Genomic DNA, 20908 nt, shown 5'->3' on the forward strand with positions numbered 1-20908 from the left:
GCAAAGAGACCCCGGAGTGCGATCGCCCACCAGCGCATCCGGAACAGCGCTGGCGCGCCGTCCCTCACCTTGTCGAGAAAGGTTTCGCCCGCCACAGGTCAGTTCTTCCGCTCAGGCGCGCCACTTCCGCTTCCCACGGCAGCGATCTCCCGCTACGCCCCCGCGCTGCCCGGGGGTGCCGGGCGGCCAGGGAGAGCTGCATTGGGATACAGGATTGCCGTCGTCGGCGCGACCGGAAATGTCGGGCGGGAAATGCTCAACATTCTCGCCGAGCGGGAGTTCCCGGCTGACGAGGTGGCCGCCGTCGCCTCGTCGCGCTCGGTTGGCGACCGAGTCGACTACGGCGACACGGGCCGCGAGCTCACGGTCCGCAATCTTGAGCATTTCGACTTCGCCGGCTGGGACATGGCGCTGTTCGCCGTCGGCTCGGGGCCGACCAAGGTTCACGCCCCCCGCGCAGCGGATGCCGGCTGTGTCGTCATCGACAATTCCTCCCTCTACCGGATGGAGCCCGATGTCCCGCTCATCGTGCCGGAAGTGAATCCGGAGGCGATCGACGGCTATGCCCAGCGCAACATCATCGCCAACCCCAATTGTTCGACCGCGCAGATGGTGGTTGCATTGAAGCCCCTGCATGACGCTGCCACCATCCGCCGGGTGGTGGTTGCCACCTACCAGTCGGTCTCGGGCGCGGGGAAGGCGGGGATGGACGAGCTCTTCGAGCAGTCGCGCGCCATCTTCGTCGGCGACCGCCGCGAGCCGCAAAAGTTCACCAAGCAAATCGCCTTCAACCTCATCCCCCACATCGACAGCTTCATGGGGCCGGAAAGCGGCTTTGATGGCTATACGCGCGAAGAGTGGAAAATGGCGGTTGAGACCCAGAAGATCCTCGATCCCGCCATCCGTGTGACGGCCACCTGCGTGCGCGTCCCGGTCTTCGTCGGCCACTCGGAAGCCATTTCGATCGAGTTCGCGCGGCCGCTCTCGGTGGCCCGCGCCCAGGCCATCTTGCGGGAAGCGCCGGGAGTCATGCTCGTCGACCGGCGCGAGGACGGCGGCTATGTGACACCCGTCGAGTGTGTTGGCGACTATGCCACCTTCGTCTCACGGGTGCGGCGGGACCCGACGGTTGAGCATGGCCTCACGCTCTGGTGCGTCTCCGACAATCTCCGGAAAGGCGCAGCCCTCAATGCCGTCCAGATCGCCGAGCTGCTCGGCCGTCGCCACTTGAAGAAAGGCTGATGTCCCGCTTTGTAAGCTTCGACGGCACCGAAATCGCCTTCCACGAAATGGGGGAAGGGCAGCCGCTCCTGCTGCTCCACGGGCTTTTTTCCTGCGGCGAGGTCAACTGGATCCGCTACGGGACCGCGGCCCGGCTGGTCGAGGCTGGCTTCCGCCTCATCCTTCCCGACTTGAGGGGCCATGGCGCAAGTCAAGCCCCGAGGGATCCTGCCGCTTGGCCGGAGGATGTGCTGGCGAAAGATGCCGAAGCGCTTGTTGCCCATCTCGCGCTTGGGCCAGAGCTGGTGGTGGGGGGCTATTCGCTTGGCGCCAGGACTGTGGTGCGCCTGCTGGCACGCGGCATCGTCCGCCCCCGTGCAGCCATCCTCGCCGGCATGGGCCTTGAAGGCATTACCGGCGGGTCGGCGCGCAGCGCCTGGTTCGCCCGGATGATCGAGGGGCGCGGCAGCTGGGCCCGCAACACGCGCGAATGGTTCGCCGAGGCCTTCATGAAGGCCAATGTGCAAGACCCCGAGGCGCTCCTCCACCTGCTCCGCGCCCAGAGGGGAACGCCAGCCGAGGTGCTGGCCGGGTTTGACCTGCCGGTCGCTGTCCTCTGCGGCACTGAAGACCAGGACAATGGCGCCGCCGCCGGGCTTGCCGCCGCCTTGCCCAAGGCGCGGCTCCTCGAAATCCCCGGCACCCACATGTCCGCCGTCACCCGGCCGGAATTCGCAGCCGCGCTCCTCGACGCGCTCTCAGGCTTCAGAGCTTCCGGAACCAGCTGAGCGCCTGCGACCAGGCGGCAGGCGCGGCGGTTGGCGAGAAGCTCGGCCGATAATCGGCGAGAAAGCCGTGATCGGCCGCGAACAAGCGGATTTCCGAGGGCTTGCGCGCGGCCCTCAAGGCAGCGTTCATGGCCTCGACATCGGCAACCGGAATGCCCCTGTCCTCGCTGCCGTAGAGGCCGAGCACCGGCGCCTTCAGCTGGCCGGCAACGTCGATGGGGTGGCGCGGGGTCATCGCCGTCACTTCGCCGGTCAGGCGGCCATACCAGGCGACGCCGGCCTTGAGTCCGGGATTGTGGGCGGCATAGAGCCAGGTGATCCGCCCGCCCCAGCAGAAGCCGGTGATCCCGAGGCGCCTCGTGTTGCCGCCATCAGTTGCCGCGAAGGCGACCAGTGCGTCGAGATCGGCGATCACGTCGGCATCGGATACCTTGCTGATGATGGTCTCGCGCAGGGTCTTGATGTCAGCGATCCGGGTCGGGTCACCGAAGCGCTGGAAGAGATCGGGGGCGATGGCGTAGAAGCCAGCGTGGGCGAAGCGGCGCACGACGTCCTCGATCCACGCGTGGAGGCCGAAAATCTCCTGGATGACGAGGATGACCGGGCGCGGCTTCCCGCCCGAGGGCCTGGCGCGGTAGGCGTTCATGCGGAAGCCGCCGCCGGCCGGGAACTGGACCCTGCCGGCCTCGAGGCCATCGGCGGGCGTGCGGATCGCGGTCGAGGCGACCGGCTGCGCGGCGAGCGCATAGCCGAGCACAGCCGCCCCGCCGCCGAGCGCTGCGCGGCGCGAGACTCCCGACATCCGGGCCCAGTTCACATCTTCCGGCAGTCGGTCCATGGCCTTCTCAGGGCTCCCGATAGACGGCAAGCAGGGGCCAGTCGCCCGCTGCCGCCTCCAGCCGGGCGCGGTCGGCGGGCGCAAGGGCGGCGATTTCGCGCGCGATCCCGGCGCGGCATTTCTCGGTGAAGCCGCGGGCGGGCACCTCGACTCCTGCGACCAGGAGGCGCCGGGTGCCGTCCTCGAGGGCGGCGCGGTTGGCGGCGAGGAAGGGCGAAAAGCCGAGCGCGTCGCCCCCCAGGAGCGGGGCGAGACGGGCGGCGGCGGTCTCGAGGTGCGCCCATTCGCCGCCGCCGGTCCGGGCTTGGTCAAGGGCGCGCGCATGCCATTCGACGAGGTGCGGGGCGTGGGCATCCACCCAGGCGCGCGCTTCCGGCTCCCACAGCAGGCCCGAATCCAGAAAGCCCCAGAGCGCGGCATCGGCAAGGCTCAACCGGCTGCCGAACAGGAAGGGCGCGAGCGCCGACCCGAGCAGGGCGGCCGCGCGCGCAAGCAGCGCTTCCGTCGCAGCGATTCCACAGCCGACCACGCCGTTGGTTGCACAGCTGTCGAGGAAGAAGCGGTCAATACCGGGGAGCGCCCGAGCGACCAGGGCCTCCTCGTCGGCGGTGATGGCCGTGCCCTCGTGATACCCCATGAGGTTGAGCGCACCCACCCGGGCGACAAAGTGGCGAGTTGCTTCTGACTTTGCCCGGAACAGAATGGCTGCCCGCAGGAACCACTCGTCCATCCAGTCATCCGCGATCCGGACCAGAATGGCGAGCGCCGGGTCGTCGGGAAGGAGGCTGCGGGCCGGGAAACGCTGCGAGAGCGCAAGTCCGATCCTGGTCGAATCCACAATCCAGGCGCTGCCATCGCCGGGGTCGAGCACGGGGAAGCGATGATAGCCATTGACTGCCGCCTCCACGGCCGCCTTGTTGGCATGGGTTTTGAGCTGATAGGCGAAGTCTGCGCCCACTGCGGTCAGCGACAGCCAGGCCTTTCGCGTGTAGAAGCTGGGGTCGGTCCCATAGAGGGTCATCGCCATCGCAAGGCCGAATAGGGACACGTCTTTGATGACGCAACCAACCAAGCCAGTCCTTCCGGGCGCTTGCAGATGACGGCGCCGCTTGGCTGGACTCCCGCCCGGCTGCTTTACCTCGTGCTCGGCGCGGCAGCGCTCGCGCTCGGGCTCGTCGGAGTGGTGGTGCCCCTGCTTCCAACCACACCTTTCCTCATTCTCGCCGCGTTCGGCTTCGCCCGCTCGTCGCCGCGACTCGAGGCCTGGCTCCTGACCCACCCCCGCTTCGGGCCAGCGCTTCGCGCCTGGCGCAACCGGCAGGCCATCCCGCCGGCAGCCAAGCGCGCCTCGGCCCTTGGCATGGCGCTGGGCTTTTGCCTGTTCTGGGCCTGGCGCGCGCCCCAGGCCTCGCTTCTGCTGCTGGTCGCGGGGATGATGCTGCTGGTCTCAGCCTGGATCTGGACTCGCCCCAACTAGGCGCGAGGCTGCCTAATGGCTGGCGCTGCGACTTCCCTCCTGCTATCGACAAGCGGCCCGAACGCTCCTGTGGGGGGACGGGAGGGTTGACGGAGGATTGTCCATGAAAAGCCTGAGTGTCCTTCTTGCAATTGCAGCACTTGCCGCGCCTGCGCTTGCCCAGGCACCGGCCGAGCTTCCGGTCTGCTCGAAGGAAGTGCGCGATCGCTGCATCCAAGGCCCGGCAGCACAACGTCGGCAGGCCCAGGAGTTCAAGGGCGGCGGCCGCGACAACAGCGCCACCATGACACCAAGGCAGGCCGCCGCCGGAATGGCCAAGTCGCAATAGCGCGGCGCCCGCGCGCGCCACGAGCGTCCGTCAGGACGCGCGGGTCGCCTCTTTGGCCAAATCCAGAATCCGGGCCCATTCAGCAGGCCGCACCGGCACAACCGAAAGCCTCGACTGGCGGATAAGCTGGAACTGGCCAAGGGCCGGCTCCGCCTTCATCTCGGCAAGCGTGACCGGGCGGGCGAGAGGCTTGACGGGCGCGACCTTGACTGCGACCCACTTGCCCGTCGGGTCGGTCGGGTCGGGGAAGGCCGGCTCGGTCACGCGGCAGATGGCAACTGCCGCCTTGCCGATATTGGAGTGGTAGAAGAACGCTTCATCGCCCACCGCCATTGCCTTGAGGTTGGCCGCGGCCTGGGCATTGCGCACGCCATCCCAGACCGTTTCGCCATCGCGGACGAGATCCTCCCAGCTGTAGACGTCAGGCTCGGACTTCAAAAGCCACAGGGCCACCCGCTACTCCGCTGCCTGCTGCATCGAAAGCGCCTGCGCTGCCCGCCAGAGTTTCTCGGGGCTGGCCGGCATTTCGAGCTGGGTGCCGTCGAGCGCATCGATGATCGCGTTCATGATCGCGGGCATGGCGCCGATGGTGCCGGCCTCGCCACAGCCTTTGGCCCCCAATGGGTTGGTCGGCGAGGGTGTCGGCAGCGTGTCGAAGCCGATCGCCGGTGGCATGTCGTCAGCGCGCGGCAGGCCATAGTCCATGAAGCTGCCAGTCAAGAGCTGGGCGGCCTCGTCATAGACCATGTTCTCGAGCAGCACCTGGCCAAGACCCTGCGCCACCCCGCCGTGGATCTGGCCCTGCAGCAGAAGCGGGTTGATGATGGTCCCAAAATCATCGACGCAGCTGTAGCGCGTCACCTCGACGACGCCGGTGTCGGGGTCGAGCTCCACTTCGGCAACATGGCAGCCGTTAGGAAAGGTCGGGCGCGGCGCCTCGGGTGCGAAACGTGACCGGCCGTCGAGCCCGCCGGGGTGCTTGGCAGCAAGTTCCGCGATCGAAAGCGTGGCATTGGAGTTGCGGGCGCGAAACAGCCCGTCCGAATAGTCGACCTCGTCGCCGAGGTCAGCCTTGGCGAGCGCCATACCGCGGGCAATTAGCGCATCGGCTGCCTCGAGGCAGGCCGAGCCACCCCAGGCCATCGAGCGCGAGCCGCCAGTGCCGTGGCCCTGGTCGAGCCGGGCCGTGTCCCCCTGCACAATCCGCACCTGCGCAAGCGGAACGCCCAGCCGCTCGGCCGTCACCTGGGCATAGACCGTCTCATGGCCCTGGCCGTTCGACTGGGTCCCGACCGCGACTTCAATGACCCCGTCATCGCCGACGCGCACATCGGCAAACTCTTCCGCCGAGCCGCCGCCGGCGATCTCGACATAGTAGCAAAGCCCGCGGCCGTGGCGCTTGCCGCGCCGCGCTGCCTCCGCCTTGCGGGCAGCTGCACCCGCCCAGTCGGCATTGGCCAGCGCCTTGTCGAGCACAGCCGGGAAATTGCCGACATCGAAGGTCAAGCCAAGGCCGTTGGCATGGGGAAGCTCGCCGGGGGTCAGCAAGTTCCGCCGGCGGATCTCGTCGGCCGGGATCCCGGTCTGATGGGCGGCAGCGTCCATCAGGCGCTCGATGATATAGGTCGCCTCGGGCCGCCCGGCGCCGCGATAGGCATCAACTGGCGCCGTGTTGGTGACAACGCCATGCACGCGGTTGTGGATGGCAGGGATACGATAGACGCCCCCCAGGATCCGTCCGCCAGCGAGCGTCTGGATCGCCGGACCATATTGCGCCTGATAGGCACCAAGGTCAGACCAGGTCTCCACCTTCAAGGCGAGGATGCGCCCATCGGCATCGAGGGCAAGCGTGCAATCGCTTTCCATGGCGCGGCCGTGCGTGTCGGTCTGGAAGGCATCCGCCCGGTCTCCCGCCCACTTGACCGGCCGGCCAAGCGCGCGTGCCGCATGCAACACCAGCCCATATTCAGGGTAGAGGAACGTCTTCATCCCAAAGCCGCCGCCGACATCGCCGGTCACGATCCGGAGCTGGTCGGGCGGGCACTGCATCACCATGCCGGCAAGCATGGCGCGCATGCCGGCCACACCCTGGCTTCCGACATGGAGGGTAAAGCCCGGCCCTTCTTCCCACTGGCCAACGGCAGCGCGCACCTCCATGGACGTCGGCGCCACCCGGTTCTGGATGATCCGCAGCTTGACGAGGTGCCGGGCAGAAGCCACGCCCGCCTCGGCTGCGGCTTCATCCCCCACCTCCCAGGTAAAGAGGATGTTGGACGGCGCCTCGGGCCAGACCGTGGGTGCACCAGGGGCGATCGCAGCCGCAATCGAAGCAACGGCCGGAAGCTCCGCATAGTCGACCTCGATTGCGTCAGCTGCAGCGCGCGCCTGCTCTTTCGTGTCCGCCACCACAAAGGCAACGGCATCGCCGACGAACCGCACCACGTCCTTCACGAGCAGCGGCCGCGGCGTCTGGAGGGGTCCTGAGAGCGGGACAAGACAGGGAATGGGCCCATAGCCGGCAATGTCGTCATGGGTGTAGATGGCGCGCACTCCCGGCATCGCTCGCGCTGAAGACGTATCGAGGCTGCGGATGCGGGCATGGCCGTAAGGCGAGCGCAGGGTGACTCCATGCAGCATGCCAGGCAATTGCACATCATCGGTGTAGCGCCCGCGACCGGTGAGGAGGCGGGCGTCTTCCACCCGCTCCACCGACTTCCCCACGCCCGTCTGGCTGGTTCCGAACTTCATGTCCGCTGCTCCTCCGCCCAAATGGCTCTGAGACCCGCCTTATAATCCGGATGCCGAAGGCGATAGCCTGTGGCCCTTGGGAGCTTCCCGCCTGCGACGATCCGGCGCTCGGACCAGAAGCCGCGCGCCATTGACGAGAGCGTCGAAGGATCGAAGAGCTCGAGCGGCGGCAACGGCCTACCAAGCAGCCGGCAGGCCTCCTCGGTCACGTGGCGCGGCTCGGCAGGCGCACAATCAACAATGTTGAAGACGCCGCCTGCACCCGATGCGAGGATGGCGTGCACGGCACCGGCAATATCCTCGACATGGATGCGGTTGAACCGGTGACCGGGCCGGTCGATCCGCCGGGCCGTGCCAGCACGCACCTGGTCGAGCGCCGAGCGGCCGGGGCCGTAGATTCCCGGAAGCCGCAGCACCGTCGCCCCCAGCGCCTGCCAGCCAAGATCGGCCGCAGTCCGGGCGCTGCGGCGGCCAGTGCCAACAGGTGCCGACTCGTCGACAACAGCACCCCCGGTGTCGCCATAGACTCCCGTCGAAGAGAGGTAGAGGAGGCGCGCGCTCGTCTTGCCAAGCGCCTGCCCAAAACGCCCAAGCACGGGGTCCTCCCCCGTTGCCGGGTCCGGCGGCACCGAGGAGAGGACGGCGCGGGCGCTGCCGATGAGATCGGGGAGCACCGGATCGTCGAACGCCAGCACCGCGCCTTGGGCGGTGCGGCGCACACCAACCACTTCCCACCCGGCCGCCTGCAGGGTGGCGGCAATCCGGGTGGCGGAATAGCCGAGCCCCAGAATGAGCAGCATCCCCTTCATCTCCCCTCTCCCCCCGGTGCTGCCAGCGTGCGATAGAGGGCCATGCGCCACTGCAGGCTCCTCCTTGCCCTTCCATTTGTGTTCGCGTCGCCAGCGCCTGCAACGGCCGGCCTCTGTCTTCCCGCTGGCCAGTGGGTAGACCGGGCGGGTGCGCCCATGTCGCCTGCCGCCTTCCTCGACCAGGCGATGCGCGCAGGTGTCCTGCTGCTTGGCGAAGCGCATGGCAACCCTGCCCACCATCGCTGGCAGGCCGATGTGGTCGCCGGCCTGCTCGCGCGGGGCCGCAAGGTGGTGCTCGGCCTCGAGCAGCTGCCCCGCAGCGCCCAATCGGTGCTCGACTCGTGGGTGCAAGGCAGCCTCTCGGCCGAGCAATTCCGCGCTGCCAGCCGCTGGGACACGCTCTGGGGCCATGATTTCGCTGCCTATCTGCCGCTTCTTGCGCTCGCCCGGGACCGCCGCTTGCCCATGGTCGCCCTCAATGTCGAGCGCGAGTTTGTCCGCGCGGTAGGGCGCGAGGGCTTCGCGCAGGCGGCTTCCAAAGGCGCGCCCGTCAGCCGGCCCGCCCCTCCAGCTTCCGCCTATGTCGAGCACCTGCAGCGCGTCTTCCTCGCCCACGGGCGGGCGCCTGATGCGGCTGCCCTTGGCCGTTTCGTGGAAGCTCAGACCGTGTGGGATCGCGCCTTTGCCGAAGCCCTGCTCGCTGCCCGCCGGCGCTATCCGGACGCCATTGTCGTCGGCATCATGGGAAGCGGCCATGTCGAGCAAGGCTGGGGCGCCGAGCACCAGCTGCGCGCCCTCGGGGAGACGGCCGTCGTGTCCGCCATCCCCGTGCCAGCGACACCCCCCTGCCCGCTTGCTCCGGGGGCTGCCGACGCGCTTGCTGGCGCGGGATAAGCGCTCAGCGCCCGGCAATCGCGAGCCGGAGCGCCTGGATCCTCGGCTCAGGAGTGGGTGCGAGCAGGATCTGGCCGTCGAGCCGGCCGAAGGTGCAGCGCCACTGAAACCGGCCCGAAAGCGCGCCAGTGGCCGAAACCGGCGCTCGGGTGTCGCATGCCCCAAGCTCGCCCCTGAGGCGGCCAAGCTCGGCGCGCCAGGCATCCGCACTGCGGTCCAGAAGCATGTTGACCGCAAGCATGTCGGGCACGGCATCGATGCGCCCTGCAGCCCACACCCGCCCGGCAGCTTCATAGGCACGGGCCAGCGCTGGCGAGACGGGAAGGGCACGCGGGCTTGCAAACCCCGTGCGGCGGAGCGCAAGCGCTGCGTCCCACGCAGGGGCTGCCGGGCCAGCATAGGTGCGGTTGGCAAGTGCGAACACGCCCACACCCGCCTCGGGCAGGAGGAGCATGTGGGAGCCGTAACCGGGGTAGCCGCCGCCATGATAGAGCACCCGGCCGAGGTCGCAGTCATCGGCAATGAGAAGACCTGCCCCATAGCCAACTGCCATCCGGCAAGGGCTGGCCCCGGGCCGGGCCCTTGCCTGCGGCGGCCCGCCGGCGCTCGCCATCGCCCTCACGGTTGCGCGCGCTGCCGGCCCACTTCCAGCCTCGCCGGCCGGCCAGGCCGAGAGCAGGAAGGCCATCCACTTGCCATAGTCGCGGGCCGTCGTCACCACACCGCCCATGGCCCCAAAGGCACCATCGGCAAGCTCGGGCTCCGGCACCCAGCGGCCGCCCTCGAACCGGTAGCCTTTCGCCAGCCGGTCGCGCGGCACGGCGTGGACATCATAGGTGGTCGAGTCCATGCCAAGCGGGCGGAACAGCGTTGCTGCCACCTGCTGCTGGTAGGGCCTGCCACTTGCGTTGGTGATAATCCTCCCCAGCATGGCGTAGCCGAGGTTTGAATATTCGAAGGCGGTCCCGGTGCCGCGAGTCATGGGCACGCCGGCAGCGAGCAGCTTGGAGAAATCGGCCTCGGCCATGGGTTGCTGGCGGTCGCCCCAGGGGTCGTCGGTCACAAACCCCGCAACATGGTGGAGGAGGTCGCCGACCGTGATCGCCGGGCTGTCGGGCGTGGCGGGCGCCCAGCTGGCGGTCTCGGGGATGTGGCGGGCGACCGGGTCGGAGAGGCGAAGCTTGCCGGCATCGCGCAGCATCAGGATCGAAAGGCCGGTAAATGCCTTCGACATCGAGGCGATACGGAAGGCCGTGTCGGCGGTGACGGGGGCGCCGGTTGCAAGGTCAGCCACGCCCTCTACCTCCACATGGGCGAGGCCCGAAGGCGTTGCAATCCCCCACACCAGGCCGGGGACGCGATTGTCGCGCATCCAGTCAGCAAAGCCGCGCCGGATCTCGGGAAGGGCCGCCTCAAGCCGCGGGTCGGCAGCAGCCGGGGGCGCAAGCAAGAGCAAGAGAAGGCGCATGGCGCTCGCAAGCAACGCAGCGCACCGCCTTCCCAAGGCGCGCGCAAAATCGCCGCGCTCACTCGCCCGTGCGGTTGCGGCCGTGATAATAGCCCTCCGCTTCCTCGTCGGAGAGATTGACACCCAGTGCTGCTGCACCCTCTTCGAGATAGTCGCCAAGGAGGGGCATCTCCATCAAGTAGCGCGCCGTCGAGCCCTGCCGGCGCTCGCGGGCCATGGCGAGCACGTCCGCCCATTCCTCCCCCTCGAAATCGCCGCGCCCGATCCATGCGAGCGCCACAAGCGCCGCGCGCTCGTCGTCGGAGAGCGAGTCGATGAGATCATGCAGCTCGGCAGCGGTCGGGTCGTCGCTCTGGCCTTCGAGCACCGAGACGAACTGGTCATCGGCGCTGTTCGAGCTCTCATTCGGGTCCGAGACTCCCGCCTGGGCGTCGAAGGCACGGGCTTTGAGGATGATCCAGGCCAGGGTGTCAGTCGGAATGCCAATCCCCTCCTCCGGTGTGTCGCGCATCTCGCTCTCCACTCTTCTCCCCGCTTTGCATAGCGCAACTTGCTTGCCTGAACATGACCCGGATCATGCCCGGCCCTGCCTTCGTGCCGCCAATATGGCCCGCGCTGCATTGCGGCCGGGAAGTCCGGAGACACCGCCGCCGGGATGGGCACCAGCACCACACAGCCACAGCCCGGCAATGGGCGTCGCATAGCTTCCCATGCCAAGGAGCGGGCGTGCGGCCCACAGCTGGTCAAGCCGCATCGCGCCATGGAAGATGTCGCCATCGACAAGCCCGAAGCGCGCCTCAAGATCAGCTGGTGACAGCGCCAGCTCGCCCACCACCAGCTTCCGGAACCCGGGTGCGAAACGTTCGACGACTTCAAGCACGAGGTCCGCTGCCTTGGCCCGTGCCGCCTCGTCCCATGGCCGGCCAACAGGCAAGCGGGGAGCGAAATGCTGGGCAAACAGGCTTGCGACATGAAAGCCAGGCGGTGCCAGGCTCGAGTCCAGCAGCGAGGGGATCAGCATCTCAACGACGGGCGCGCGCGCCATGCCGCACGCGACCGAATCGCTGAAAGCCTGGTCCATCCAGGCGAGCGAAGGGCCAAGGAGGATCCCGGAGGCAAGATGCGGTCCGGGCTCGGGCAACGCCGAAAAGCGCGGCAGGCCGGAGAGCGCGACATTCATCCGAAAGCTCGCCGAGCCAGTGCGAAAGCCCTTTATCCCTTGGCGCAGCGTCTCGGGCTGATGCTCAGGCGCGACGAGATGGCCGAACAGCAGCTTGGGCCCCACATTGGCAACGAGGATCCGCGCTGGCCGGATTTGCCCGTCCGCAGTCTCAACGCCCCGCGCCCGCCCGTCCACCACCAGCACGCGGGCAACAGGCGCGTCCGTCTCAATGGTGACACCTGCTGCCGCGCAGGCCGCGCGCATCGCCTGTGTGATGGCACCCATGCCGCCAAGCGCATGGCCCCAGGCACCTTTCACACCATTCACTTCGCCAAAGACATGGTGGAGGAGCACATAGCCAGTGCCGGGCATGAAGGGGCTCGCCCAGGTGCCAACGATGGAATCAAATCCGAACAGCGCCTTGACCGGCTCGGACTCAAACCAGCCGTCCAAAAACTCGGCGGCGCTTCCAGCAACAAGGCGAAGCAGCGCTTGCCGGTCAGCAGGCGCCAGGGCCCGGATTTCGCGCGCCGCCACGAGGAGGCCGGGGAGGTCCGCAAGACTCGCCGTCCCCGGAGGCGGGGTGCGACGGGAAAGCATCCGGAGCGCGCCTGCGATCCGCTCGAGCATGGCAGCATAGCGGGGCAGCGCCGCGGCGTCCTGTTCCGAGAATTTCGCGAACTCAGCAGCAGTGCGGGTGCCGGCGAGAAGATAGCGGCCATCCTCACAGGGCAGGAAATTGGCCTCGGGGCGAAGCACGAGCTTGAGGCCATGGCGGGCAAGCTCCATCTCGCGGATGATTTCGGGCGCAAGCAGCGAGACGGTGTAGCTCGCGGTCGAATTGCGGAAGCCAGGGGCGAATTCCTCCGTGACGCAAGCACCGCCCACGACTGGCCGGCGTTCGAGCACCCGCACCTTGAGGCCCGCCTTCGCCAGCGCCCAGGCGCACACCAGGCCATTGTGGCCAGCACCGATGATGAGCGCATCATCCACAGCGTGACCCTGCACCCGCCCGCCGCATCGCCGCCGCTGGCCAGGGGTTGACCTGGCGCTGCATCTGTTCCACCCAAGGCGCCAACACGGACTGAGCTGGTCCGATTTCCGCATTCAGGGAGTTCCGGCACGACATGGCTGTTCCCGTCAGGCAGCAGGCGGCAGTTGCCGCCTACATCGCGAAGCAGAAGCTCCTCGGGCGCAAGCGCTACCCGCTTGTCCTCATGCTGGAGCCGCTGTTCCGGTGCAACCTTGCGTGCGCTGGATGTGGCAAAATCGACTATCCCGATCCCATCCTCAACCGCCGGCTGTCGGCGCAGGAATGCTGGGACGCCGCTGACGAGTGCGGCGCACCCATCGTCGCCATTCCCGGCGGCGAGCCGCTCATCCACAAGGAAATTGGCGAGATCGTCCGCGGCCTCGTCGAGCGCAGGAAGTTCGTCTCCCTGTGCACCAACGCCCTTCTCCTTGAGAAGAGTCTCCACAAGTTCACCCCCAGTCCCTATCTCTTCTTCTCTGTCCACCTTGATGGCTTGAAGGCCCACCATGACCGCGCGGTCTGCCAGGAGGGCGTGTTCGAAAAGGCTGTCAAAGCCATCAAGGCCGCACAGGCGGCCGGCTTCCAGGTCAATGTCAATGCCACCATCTTCGATGGCTATGCCGCCGAAGAGCTTGCCGACTTCCTCGATTTCGCAACCGGCCTTGGCGTGAACATCTCGATCTCGCCCGGCTTTGCCTACGAGCGCGCCGCCGACCAGGAGAGTTTCCTCAACCGGCAGAAGACCAAGAATTTCTTCCGCCAGCTGTTCCGCATCCAGAAAGAGCGCGGCAGCAAATGGTCGCTGTCCCACTCACCGCTCTACCTCGACTTCCTTGCCGGCAACCAGCAGTTCCACTGCACGCCCTGGGGCATGCCGACCCGCAACATCTTCGGCTGGCAACGGCCCTGCTATCTCTTGGGGGAGGGCTATGCGAAGACCTTTGCCGAGCTCATGGAGACAACTGACTGGGACCAATATGGCACCGGCCGATATGCGAAGTGCGCCAACTGCATGGCCCATTGTGGCTATGAGCCGACAGCGGCCGACATTGCCTTCGGCCAGCCCTGGAAGTTTGTCGGGCTCGCCATGAAGGGCATCCGCACCGAGGGCCCGATGGCGCCCGAGATCGATGTCTCGAACCAGCGCCCGGCCGTCGACCTGCACGCGAAGATCGTCGCTGAGGCGCTTGAAGGGATTGCCGCCGAAGCGAAGGACGGCAAGCGCCGCACAGCGCTCGTCGAGAAGGTCTGACCGGAGCGGGTCCGGCCTTAGGGCCGGGGGCCGAGCACGAGATAGGCGCGATCCCGTTCCCGGCGGTCGGTCACGAGCCGGAAGCGCTGCCCCAGCCGCTCGATGATGGCGGCATGCTTGGTTGCCGAGTGGAGGACGATGACCGCCAGCCCATCGGGGCCCATGGCGGCGAAGGCGCGTTCGAGAAGCGCCACCTGCGCATCCGGCGCGAGATAGTAGATCGCCTCCTCGACGAGCAGAAGGTCGAACGGCGCGGCGGGAGTCCAGCTTTCCATGTCGGCGACCGCGAACGTCATGCCCGGAAGCTGGCGACGGATGGCCAGCGCGATCGCGACAGAGGAGATGTCGAAGCCCTGGTAGGTGGCATGGCCGAAGCCGCCGAGCGCGGCCGCGAGAGAACCGTCTCCACAGGCCAGCTCGACGACGCGCCGGCCCGGCAGCAGGACGGCGAGCAGTTCGAGGAGCACCGGCGACCGGGCGCCGACGAACTCCGCGCCCTGGCGATACTCGATGTTCCAGGCGAGCTGCCGTCCGATCCTGCCGAAACGGCGAAGCACCCCGACCATGGTCACCAAGGCTTCTGCTCCTGCCTAGGCGGCAGGTACACCGGTCCCACCGCCGCGACGAGCACGCAATACTTAGTATAGTCCGGGCGGCGGCGCCCCGTCAAGCCGTTCATGGCCCGAACTGGCGCAACCCCTTCACTTTCCCCGGCTCTCGCCGTGGCTGATTCCGGCTCCGGTTGCCGCCGGTCCGGCTGGCGCCGGCGGGCGGCGGGCGCTATGCCGGGGCCGGCCCCCAGGAAAGGACGATGACGGACCATCACGCGCTTCCTCCGAGCCTCGCGCGGGTGGTGCGGGGCAACAGCTGCAGCGGCTGCGGGCTGTGCGCTGGCGTGGCACCGGGCATTGCGATGGAGCGCGATGCCAAGGGCTGGTGGCGGCCGAAGGCGGTTGGGCCCGTGCCAGCCGAAACGGACGCCCTTTTCGCCCACATCTGTCCCGGCGCGACCGTTGCCCCCTGGCAGCCGGCCGGGGGGGAAGCGACCCTCCATCCCTATTGGGGACCGATCCGGGACTGTCTCACCGGCTTTGCGACCGACCCCGAGCTCCGCTTCGCCGCCTCGTCCGGCGGCGCGCTCTCTGCCCTTGCCCTCCACGCCCTTTCGACCGGCCTCGTCTCGCGCGTCCTTCATGTCGGGATGGATCCGGAAGCGCCGCTCTTGACCACCATCCGCCGCTCGACCGGGCGAGCTGACGTCCTTGCCAGCGCTGGCTCCCGCTACGCGCCGGCGGCGCCGCTCGCCGAGCTCATGGCCGAGCTCGAGACACCGGGGCGCATCCTCTTCATCGGCAAGCCCTGTGATGTGGGCGCGCTTCGCCAGCTGATGGCGGCTGACCCTGCGGTTGCTGCGCGCTTCCCTTTGCTCCTCTCCTTCTTCTGTGCCGCAACCCCAAGCCAGGCCGGCACCGACCGTATCGTGGCCAAGCTCGGCGTTGCCGGAGACGAGCTCGCGAGCTTCCGCTATCGTGGCAACGGCTGGCCCGGCCGGGCGGAAGCCATAACCCGCGACGGCCGGCGCGCCAGCATGAGCTATGCTGACAGCTGGGGGGCCATTCTCTCGAAGGAAGTGCAGTGGCGCTGCAAGATCTGCCCCGACGCTGTCGGCGGCGTTGCCGACATCGCTGCCGCCGACGCCTGGCACGCTGATCCTGCCGGCTACCCGCTGCTCGAGGAGGCAGACGGGCGCTCGCTTATCCTGACCCGCACGGTTGCTGGTGCCGAGGCCCTCGCGCGGGCCGTTGCCGATGGCGTGCTCGAGGTGACGCCGGTCCCGGTTGCGGAGATCGACTCGATGCAGCCGTCGCAGGCCCGGCGCAAGCGGCTGGTCAAAAGCCGCGTGCTTGCCATGGCACTCGCCGGCCTGCCCCGCCCCAAGATGGCAGGCCTGCTTGTCCGCGAGTCGGCGCGCCGGGCCAGCTTGCGCGAGGCGCTGCGCTCGCTCGCCGGAAGCTGGCTCCGAATCCGCCAGCGCCGCTGGTAGCGCCCTCAGGCCCGCGGCAGGCGCGCAAGGCCCGGGCGAAAGAGAGGCCGCGCAAGCGCCGGGCCGGCAGGCGCAAAAAGCGGTGGTGCCGCGCCCGCGAGCGTTCGCCGCCTGGCCTGCTGCCGTGCAGCGATCGCAAGCGACGCGCCAGCGAGCGCGAAGGCGAAATAATGATTCTCGATCTGGCTCAAGACCATCTTTGCCGTCAGGAAGGCAATGAGACTCGAGGCGAGGGCAGCGCCCGCATCTTCTTCAAATGTTTCAGCCCGAAGGTAGGTTCGGGCTGCCGCCCATGCACAGCCGAGGAAGAACAGCAGGAAGAGAAGGAAGCCGAGCACCCCGTAATCGACCAGGAGGTTCATGTAAAAGCCGTCGACCGTGACGTTCTCGCGGCCGGGCGCCCGGAAATCGATCAGCTCGCCTGCCCTGTTGCTGCCGTAGCCGATCGGGTTCTTCTCGAACAGCGCAAGGGCACGATCCCATTGCTCGGCGCGTCCGTCATCGCTGGCCTTGTGCTCACCGCCCCCAAGCACCATTCGTCGGACTCGCCCGACGAACAGAACGGAAAACACGGTCAGCGCAATCACAACCGGATAGGCCCACACCGCCGCAGGACCCAGGAGATCCCGCTCGCGGCCAGAGCGGGCGTAGCGGCGGATCGTCCAGAGGATGGCATAGACGGCCATGCCCGCAATGAGACCCGCAAAGGCAGTGCGCGAGCCCGCTCCATGGGCGCCAATGGCCATGACAAAGAGGAGAAGGAGGCCAACACCAATCTTCCACCACGACCGCGCGCGCATGAAGAGCAGGACGACGAAGGGCGCCATCATGGCGATAAACTCGCCGACCGTCACCGAGGTGAGAAGAATGCCCGAGCCGCGGTAGCGATCGGTGCCGGCACGCATGGCGCCCTCGTAGATCTTGTTCCACAGCCATGGATCGCCGCGCAGCCACTCGGGCACCCAGTCCATCCAGAACTTCGCCATCGCCCGGTATTCCCAGAAGGCCATCACGCACACGACAGCAATCCCCATGCTGATCGCAATGTGGAATTGCTTGCTCACCCCTTCGTAGGAGAAGGCGAGGATTGCGATGAGGAAAAAGAGATACCAGTTGACCTGCGAGAGGAACCACAAGCTGTCGAACGATGCAGTCACAATGGTCAATGCAGCCTGCCAGGCCACGAAGCCGATGAAAGCCCATTTGGCAAGCGGTGCAGCGTCGAGGCCAGCGCCAATCAGCCCGCGCGCCCGGCTCGACGTCGAGACGAAATAGATGAAGACCGGCACCAGCAGCAAAAGGGTGAGCCGCGGCGGCGTAATGAACCCCACGCCCGGCAAGACAAAGGCGATATAGTGCGGCCAGGTGAGAGCAAGGGCGCAATAGGCAACAAACAAGACTCTGACTGGTCGGTCGAGCGCAGGGTCGATATCGGGGGCCATCCACAGCACGAGGAGCAGGAAGACGACCAACGGCAGGATCGGGATGACGATGAACTGGACTGGGAGAACAGCCACCAGAAACCCGATGATGACGGCAAGCAGGAGAACGGCCGAGACGGCGAGCATCTTCCGCAGCTTGTGCGGAATGTCATTGACCCGCCGGGTGTAGGGCTCGAGGATCCGTTCGCGCGGCGACATTCTCTTCTCCTACCCCATGCCCGCGCCAGACTCCACTCGAAATGCCGTTAACGCTTGCTGGCCTGCCTTGCGCCCCCGCGCTCGGCCGCCGTCAGGCCGCAAGCGCCCGCGGCAGTGCTGCCACATAGCGCGCAACATCCTCGATTCGCCCGCACGACACGCGCGCCCATTGCCGGAACCGGCCGTAGGGCCCGCGGATCAGGATCCCCTCGCGCGCGAGGTTCGCCCGCAACACCTCGGCATCCGGCACCTGCATGAAGACGAAGTTGGCCGCTGACGGCAAGGTCTTGCGCCCCTGCGCCCGCGCTGCAGCTAGAAGCATTTCCCGCGCCTCCACAATGCGCGCCCTCGACATGGCGAGGAAGGGCAAGTCATCGAGGCTTGCCATTGCTGCGGCAAGGCCCGCCGCGTTGCCGCCGTTGCTCATGAGCCAGGGCCGCATGGCAGCAATGAGGTCGCGCCGGGCCATGGCATAGCCGACCCGGAGGCCGGCGAGCCCGTGCAGCTTGGAGAAGGTGCGCGTGACGATGACCGGGTCCCCGGCGCGGACCCGATCGACGACCGAGGTGCCGGCCGGATCGTCAGCCAGCTCGACATAGGCTTCATCCACGAGGATGAGGGCCTCGGGCGCCTTCAGGCGCGCTTCGGCGATGAAGCGGCGGAGGGTGTCGCCGGGAAGGACGAGCCCGGTCGGGTTGTTGGGATTGCACAGGTGCACCAGCCGGACATCCGGCCCAAGGGCGGCAAGGAGCGCTGCGAGGTCGATATGCATGTCGGGCCTGAGCGCAACCCGCCGCACTGTCACGCCCTTTGCTTCGGCGTAGCGGAGCGGGGGGTCGAACAGGAGTTCGGGCGCAAGAATGGCCCCGGCGCGGCCAAACGCCATGGTCGCGCAGTTGAGCACTTCGGTTGAGCCACTGCCAAGCAGCACTTGGTCGGGCGCAAGGCCGACCCTTTCGGCAATCATGGCAGCAAGCCTCTCTTCCGCTGCATTGGAATAGTAGCAGCCGGCCGGGCCTGCCTCGACCATCGCTGCCAGTGCCGCTGGAGAAGGCCCGTAAGGATTCTCGTTGCGCGAAAGCTGGGCAATGCCTGCTGGAGGCGCGAACGGCGCCCGCGCCCATGCTGGCCGCCCTGTCCCGGCAGCCGCAGCAGCAGCACTTGCCATCCCGATCATGGCGCGGCGTGACACATCCATGCCCATCTCCTGGCGCTTGTCATGGGTGCCACGGCCCGCTGGAGCTTCTGCCCTCTTGGCCCACGCTAGGGATGGGGGCGGCAGGCTGTCAATCCGCCAGAAGGCAGGCTGGCCACAAAGGCGGCAACGCGCGCAGCAAGGCGCGGGCGGATGGCATCGTGGAAGAACCAGTGGCCGCAGTCCGGCCATTCCTCATAGTCGACTGGCCCCGGAAGGCGGCGGGCGGTTGCGCGCGCGGTGGCAGCGGTCGCGATCCGGTCGGCCATGCCAAAGAGGATGAGCGCCGGCATGGTGAGCCGCGCATAGTCCACGCGCGAGCCAGCGTCGCGGTCAAGGAAGGGAGCCGCAATCTGCGCGAGAACCGGCCCGGAATCCCAGGTGAGCTCGGCAAGCGCTGCTTCTGCCTCGGCGTCAGGAACACCGTTCAACACCCCTGCACGCGCAGCGGCTGCATCAATGCGCGTGGCCTTCTTCCACCAGCCCCAGCCAAGCGTCACCCGCCCGAGCGTCATTGCCTGCGCAAGCGAAGGCCGCAATGTCTGCGCCGAGGGTGCAGGCGCCAGCAGGATAAGCCCGGCCGCACCAGTCCTTGCTGCCACAAGCTGGGCCAGGAGACCGCCCAGCGAATGGCCGAGGATGACTGGCAGGCTACCGAGCGCTTCCACCTCCGCAACCAGGGCTGCGACATAGTCCGCCAGCCGGAGCCTCGAAAGCGCCGGTGGCGCCGGCGCGCCGGGCGGGACGTCGTGGAAGGGCAGTGCCGGTGCCACTGCCCTGAGCCCGGCCGCCTCGAGCTCCGCGCTGAGCAAGGCAAATGTCGACGGCCGCCCCCACATGCCGTGGATGAGGAGGAGTGGTGGCACCTAGCCCACCACGCCGGCAGCAGCGAGGGCGGCAAGGGTCACAAGCTCGGTTGCGCCCGCCGTCATCGGTGCCACCTGCACTGGCCGCGACATGTTCATAAGGCACGGCCCCAGCACCCGGCCTCCTCCCAGCTCCTTCAGGAGCTTGGCGCCGATGTTCGCGGACTGCAGCCCTGGCATGATGAGGACATTCGCTGGCCCGGTCAGGCGCAAGAAGGGATAGACCTCGTGCATCTTCGGATTGAGGGCGACATCCGCCGACATCTCGCCTTCATATTCGAATGGCGGGCGCTGGCTGTCGAGCAGCTGGATTGCCTCGCGCATCGCACCCAGATGCTCGCCTGGCGGATTGCCGAAGTTCGAGTAGGAGAGGAAGGCCACCCTTGGCTCCATGCCAAGCCGGCGCGCAGCCTCTGCTGTCGTCGTAGCAATATCCGCCAGCATCTCCGCTGTTGGCCGCTCGTGGACGGTCGTGTCGGCAATGAGGATGGTGGACTGACGGCCGGCGAAGATATGGAAGCCGAAGGGCACATGGCCGGGCTTCGGGTCCACCACCAGTTTGAGCTGGGCGAAGACCTGGGTGAAATGGCGGGTGATACCTGAGACCAGCACATCAGCTTCGCCAAGGTCGAGCAGGAGAGCGCCGAAGATGTTCCGCTCATGGTTCACCATCCGCTGGCAGTCGCGCCGGAGCCAGCCCTGGCGCTGGAGCCGGGCATAGAGCCGCTCGACCATTTCCGGCACCAGCGGGCTGTTGGACGAATTGTGGATCCGGTAGGTCTCAGGATCGGTTACGCCAATGCGCTGGAACGCTTCGAGAATGGGGTCCTCGCGGCCGACGAGGATGGGCTCGCCATAGCCCGACGCGCGAAACGAGACTGCGGCCCGCAGCACCACTTCCTGCTCGCCTTCGGCAAAGACCACCCGGCGCGGCCGCCGGCGCACCTGTTCGTAGACCCGCGCCAGCACCCCCGCCACGGGATCGCGCCGCGCGGAAAGTGTTCGCTCATACGCTGCCATGTCCAGGATGGGCTGCCGGGCGACGCCCGTTGCCATGGCGGCTCGTGCCACGGCCGCCGGCACCTTGGCGATCAGACGGGGATCGAACGGGGCGGGAATGATGTAGCCCCGGCCAAACTTGGGAC

Annotated in this window: 20 protein-coding genes; 7 read left to right on the top strand and 13 right to left on the bottom strand. The window is 67.6% G+C overall.

Annotated features, from left to right (window positions below):
• The first annotated feature begins 201 nt into the window (after positions 1–201).
• Positions 202–1242, top strand: coding sequence for an aspartate-semialdehyde dehydrogenase (locus tag ACWIQA_RS05925; RefSeq protein ID WP_448582147.1), 1041 nt, complete (start codon positions 202–204; stop codon positions 1240–1242).
• Positions 1242–2009, top strand: a complete 768-nt coding sequence (locus ACWIQA_RS05930) for an alpha/beta fold hydrolase (protein ID WP_448582148.1) — start codon at positions 1242–1244, stop codon at positions 2007–2009. The genes ACWIQA_RS05925 and ACWIQA_RS05930 overlap by 1 nt, the downstream gene beginning before the upstream one ends.
• On the opposite strand, the gene ACWIQA_RS05935 is transcribed toward ACWIQA_RS05930, so the two are convergent.
• Positions 1987–2847 carry a dienelactone hydrolase family protein gene (locus ACWIQA_RS05935; protein WP_448582149.1) on the bottom strand — a complete coding sequence of 287 codons (861 nt, stop codon included), beginning with the start codon at positions 2845–2847 and terminating at the stop codon, positions 1987–1989. The genes ACWIQA_RS05930 and ACWIQA_RS05935 overlap by 23 nt on opposite strands.
• Before the next feature lie 7 nt (positions 2848–2854).
• The gene (locus tag ACWIQA_RS05940; RefSeq protein WP_448582150.1) at positions 2855–3868 is read right to left on the bottom strand and encodes a glutathione S-transferase family protein; all 1014 of its coding nucleotides are present in this window, start codon (positions 3866–3868) and stop codon (positions 2855–2857) included.
• A 75-nt stretch (positions 3869–3943) separates the two neighbouring features.
• Between ACWIQA_RS05940 and ACWIQA_RS05945 the strand changes: the two genes are divergently transcribed.
• Positions 3944–4324 carry a YbaN family protein gene (locus ACWIQA_RS05945; protein WP_448582151.1) on the top strand — a complete coding sequence of 127 codons (381 nt, stop codon included), beginning with the start codon at positions 3944–3946 and terminating at the stop codon, positions 4322–4324.
• 103 nt (positions 4325–4427) lie between these two features.
• Entirely contained in the window at positions 4428–4652 is a 225-nt protein-coding gene (locus tag ACWIQA_RS05950) for a hypothetical protein (protein ID WP_448582152.1), read from the top strand.
• 30 nt (positions 4653–4682) lie between these two features.
• Here the strand turns inward: ACWIQA_RS05950 and ACWIQA_RS05955 are convergent, their stop codons facing one another.
• From ACWIQA_RS05955 to ACWIQA_RS05965, 3 genes are read right to left on the bottom strand one after another with little or no spacing between them, the layout of a single operon-like run.
• The gene (locus ACWIQA_RS05955) at positions 4683–5105 is read right to left on the bottom strand and encodes an EVE domain-containing protein (protein ID WP_448582153.1); all 423 of its coding nucleotides are present in this window, start codon (positions 5103–5105) and stop codon (positions 4683–4685) included.
• A gap of 3 nt (positions 5106–5108) precedes the next feature.
• On the bottom strand, positions 5109–7400 hold the full coding sequence (locus ACWIQA_RS05960) for a xanthine dehydrogenase family protein molybdopterin-binding subunit (RefSeq protein ID WP_448582154.1): 2292 nt from the start codon (positions 7398–7400) through the stop codon (positions 5109–5111).
• Complete coding sequence (locus ACWIQA_RS05965; protein WP_448582155.1) at positions 7397–8209, bottom strand: SDR family NAD(P)-dependent oxidoreductase; 813 nt, start codon at positions 8207–8209, stop codon at positions 7397–7399. Before ACWIQA_RS05965 ends, ACWIQA_RS05960 begins: the two co-directional genes overlap by 4 nt.
• Before the next feature lie 78 nt (positions 8210–8287).
• On the opposite strand from ACWIQA_RS05965, the gene ACWIQA_RS05970 reads away from it, so the two are divergent.
• On the top strand, positions 8288–9103 hold the full coding sequence (locus ACWIQA_RS05970) for a ChaN family lipoprotein (RefSeq protein WP_448582156.1): 816 nt from the start codon (positions 8288–8290) through the stop codon (positions 9101–9103).
• Between the two features lie 4 nt (positions 9104–9107).
• Here the strand turns inward: ACWIQA_RS05970 and ACWIQA_RS05975 are convergent, their stop codons facing one another.
• The 3 genes from ACWIQA_RS05975 to ACWIQA_RS05985 all read right to left on the bottom strand — a co-directional run bounded on the left by ACWIQA_RS05975 (position 9108) and on the right by ACWIQA_RS05985 (position 12726).
• Positions 9108–10571 carry a serine hydrolase domain-containing protein gene (locus ACWIQA_RS05975; protein ID WP_448582157.1) on the bottom strand — a complete coding sequence of 488 codons (1464 nt, stop codon included), beginning with the start codon at positions 10569–10571 and terminating at the stop codon, positions 9108–9110.
• 58 nt (positions 10572–10629) lie between these two features.
• On the bottom strand, positions 10630–11082 hold the full coding sequence (locus tag ACWIQA_RS05980; RefSeq protein WP_448582158.1) for a DUF3775 domain-containing protein: 453 nt from the start codon (positions 11080–11082) through the stop codon (positions 10630–10632).
• Positions 11083–11145: 63 nt separating this feature from the next.
• The gene (locus ACWIQA_RS05985) at positions 11146–12726 is read right to left on the bottom strand and encodes a phytoene desaturase family protein (RefSeq protein WP_448582159.1); all 1581 of its coding nucleotides are present in this window, start codon (positions 12724–12726) and stop codon (positions 11146–11148) included.
• Between the two features lie 134 nt (positions 12727–12860).
• Between ACWIQA_RS05985 and hpnH the strand changes: the two genes are divergently transcribed.
• Complete coding sequence (gene hpnH, locus ACWIQA_RS05990) at positions 12861–14018, top strand: adenosyl-hopene transferase HpnH (RefSeq protein ID WP_448582160.1); 1158 nt, start codon at positions 12861–12863, stop codon at positions 14016–14018.
• 17 nt (positions 14019–14035) lie between these two features.
• Here the strand turns inward: hpnH and ACWIQA_RS05995 are convergent, their stop codons facing one another.
• Complete coding sequence (locus tag ACWIQA_RS05995; RefSeq protein ID WP_448582166.1) at positions 14036–14584, bottom strand: class I SAM-dependent methyltransferase; 549 nt, start codon at positions 14582–14584, stop codon at positions 14036–14038.
• A gap of 245 nt (positions 14585–14829) precedes the next feature.
• Between ACWIQA_RS05995 and ACWIQA_RS06000 the strand changes: the two genes are divergently transcribed.
• Positions 14830–16062, top strand: coding sequence for a Coenzyme F420 hydrogenase/dehydrogenase, beta subunit C-terminal domain (locus tag ACWIQA_RS06000; RefSeq protein ID WP_448582161.1), 1233 nt, complete (start codon positions 14830–14832; stop codon positions 16060–16062).
• Positions 16063–16067: 5 nt separating this feature from the next.
• Here the strand turns inward: ACWIQA_RS06000 and ACWIQA_RS06005 are convergent, their stop codons facing one another.
• The 4 genes from ACWIQA_RS06005 to ACWIQA_RS06020 form a co-directional block, all read right to left on the bottom strand.
• Entirely contained in the window at positions 16068–17702 is a 1635-nt protein-coding gene (locus tag ACWIQA_RS06005; protein WP_448582162.1) for an O-antigen ligase family protein, read from the bottom strand.
• A gap of 91 nt (positions 17703–17793) precedes the next feature.
• Positions 17794–18900 (bottom strand): pyridoxal phosphate-dependent aminotransferase, encoded by a 1107-nt coding sequence (locus ACWIQA_RS06010; protein WP_448582163.1) that lies wholly within the window; start codon positions 18898–18900, stop codon positions 17794–17796.
• 65 nt (positions 18901–18965) lie between these two features.
• On the bottom strand, positions 18966–19763 hold the full coding sequence (locus ACWIQA_RS06015) for an alpha/beta hydrolase (RefSeq protein WP_448582164.1): 798 nt from the start codon (positions 19761–19763) through the stop codon (positions 18966–18968).
• Positions 19764–20908, bottom strand: a 1145-nt coding sequence (locus tag ACWIQA_RS06020; protein WP_448582165.1) for a phosphate acyltransferase, incomplete at its 5' end; no start/stop codon positions are given. It abuts the gene before it with no gap.

Source organism: Thermaurantiacus sp. (genome assembly GCF_053487655.1).

Coding starts and splice junctions, on each gene's coding strand:
- ACWIQA_RS05980 (WP_448582158.1), bottom strand. CDS start 11,082: ATGCGCGACACACCGGAGGAGGGGATTGGCATTCCGACTGACACCCTG.
- ACWIQA_RS05930 (WP_448582148.1), top strand. CDS start 1,242: ATGTCCCGCTTTGTAAGCTTCGACGGCACCGAAATCGCCTTCCACGAA.
- ACWIQA_RS05975 (WP_448582157.1), bottom strand. CDS start 10,571: ATGCGCCTTCTCTTGCTCTTGCTTGCGCCCCCGGCTGCTGCCGACCCG.
- ACWIQA_RS06000 (WP_448582161.1), top strand. CDS start 14,830: ATGACGGACCATCACGCGCTTCCTCCGAGCCTCGCGCGGGTGGTGCGG.
- ACWIQA_RS05940 (WP_448582150.1), bottom strand. CDS start 3,868: ATGACCCTCTATGGGACCGACCCCAGCTTCTACACGCGAAAGGCCTGG.
- ACWIQA_RS05945 (WP_448582151.1), top strand. CDS start 3,944: ATGACGGCGCCGCTTGGCTGGACTCCCGCCCGGCTGCTTTACCTCGTG.
- ACWIQA_RS06005 (WP_448582162.1), bottom strand. CDS start 17,702: ATGTCGCCGCGCGAACGGATCCTCGAGCCCTACACCCGGCGGGTCAAT.
- ACWIQA_RS05960 (WP_448582154.1), bottom strand. CDS start 7,400: ATGAAGTTCGGAACCAGCCAGACGGGCGTGGGGAAGTCGGTGGAGCGG.
- ACWIQA_RS05950 (WP_448582152.1), top strand. CDS start 4,428: ATGAAAAGCCTGAGTGTCCTTCTTGCAATTGCAGCACTTGCCGCGCCT.
- ACWIQA_RS06010 (WP_448582163.1), bottom strand. CDS start 18,900: ATGGATGTGTCACGCCGCGCCATGATCGGGATGGCAAGTGCTGCTGCT.
- ACWIQA_RS05995 (WP_448582166.1), bottom strand. CDS start 14,584: ATGGTCGGGGTGCTTCGCCGTTTCGGCAGGATCGGACGGCAGCTCGCC.
- ACWIQA_RS05935 (WP_448582149.1), bottom strand. CDS start 2,847: ATGGACCGACTGCCGGAAGATGTGAACTGGGCCCGGATGTCGGGAGTC.
- hpnH (WP_448582160.1), top strand. CDS start 12,861: ATGGCTGTTCCCGTCAGGCAGCAGGCGGCAGTTGCCGCCTACATCGCG.
- ACWIQA_RS05965 (WP_448582155.1), bottom strand. CDS start 8,209: ATGAAGGGGATGCTGCTCATTCTGGGGCTCGGCTATTCCGCCACCCGG.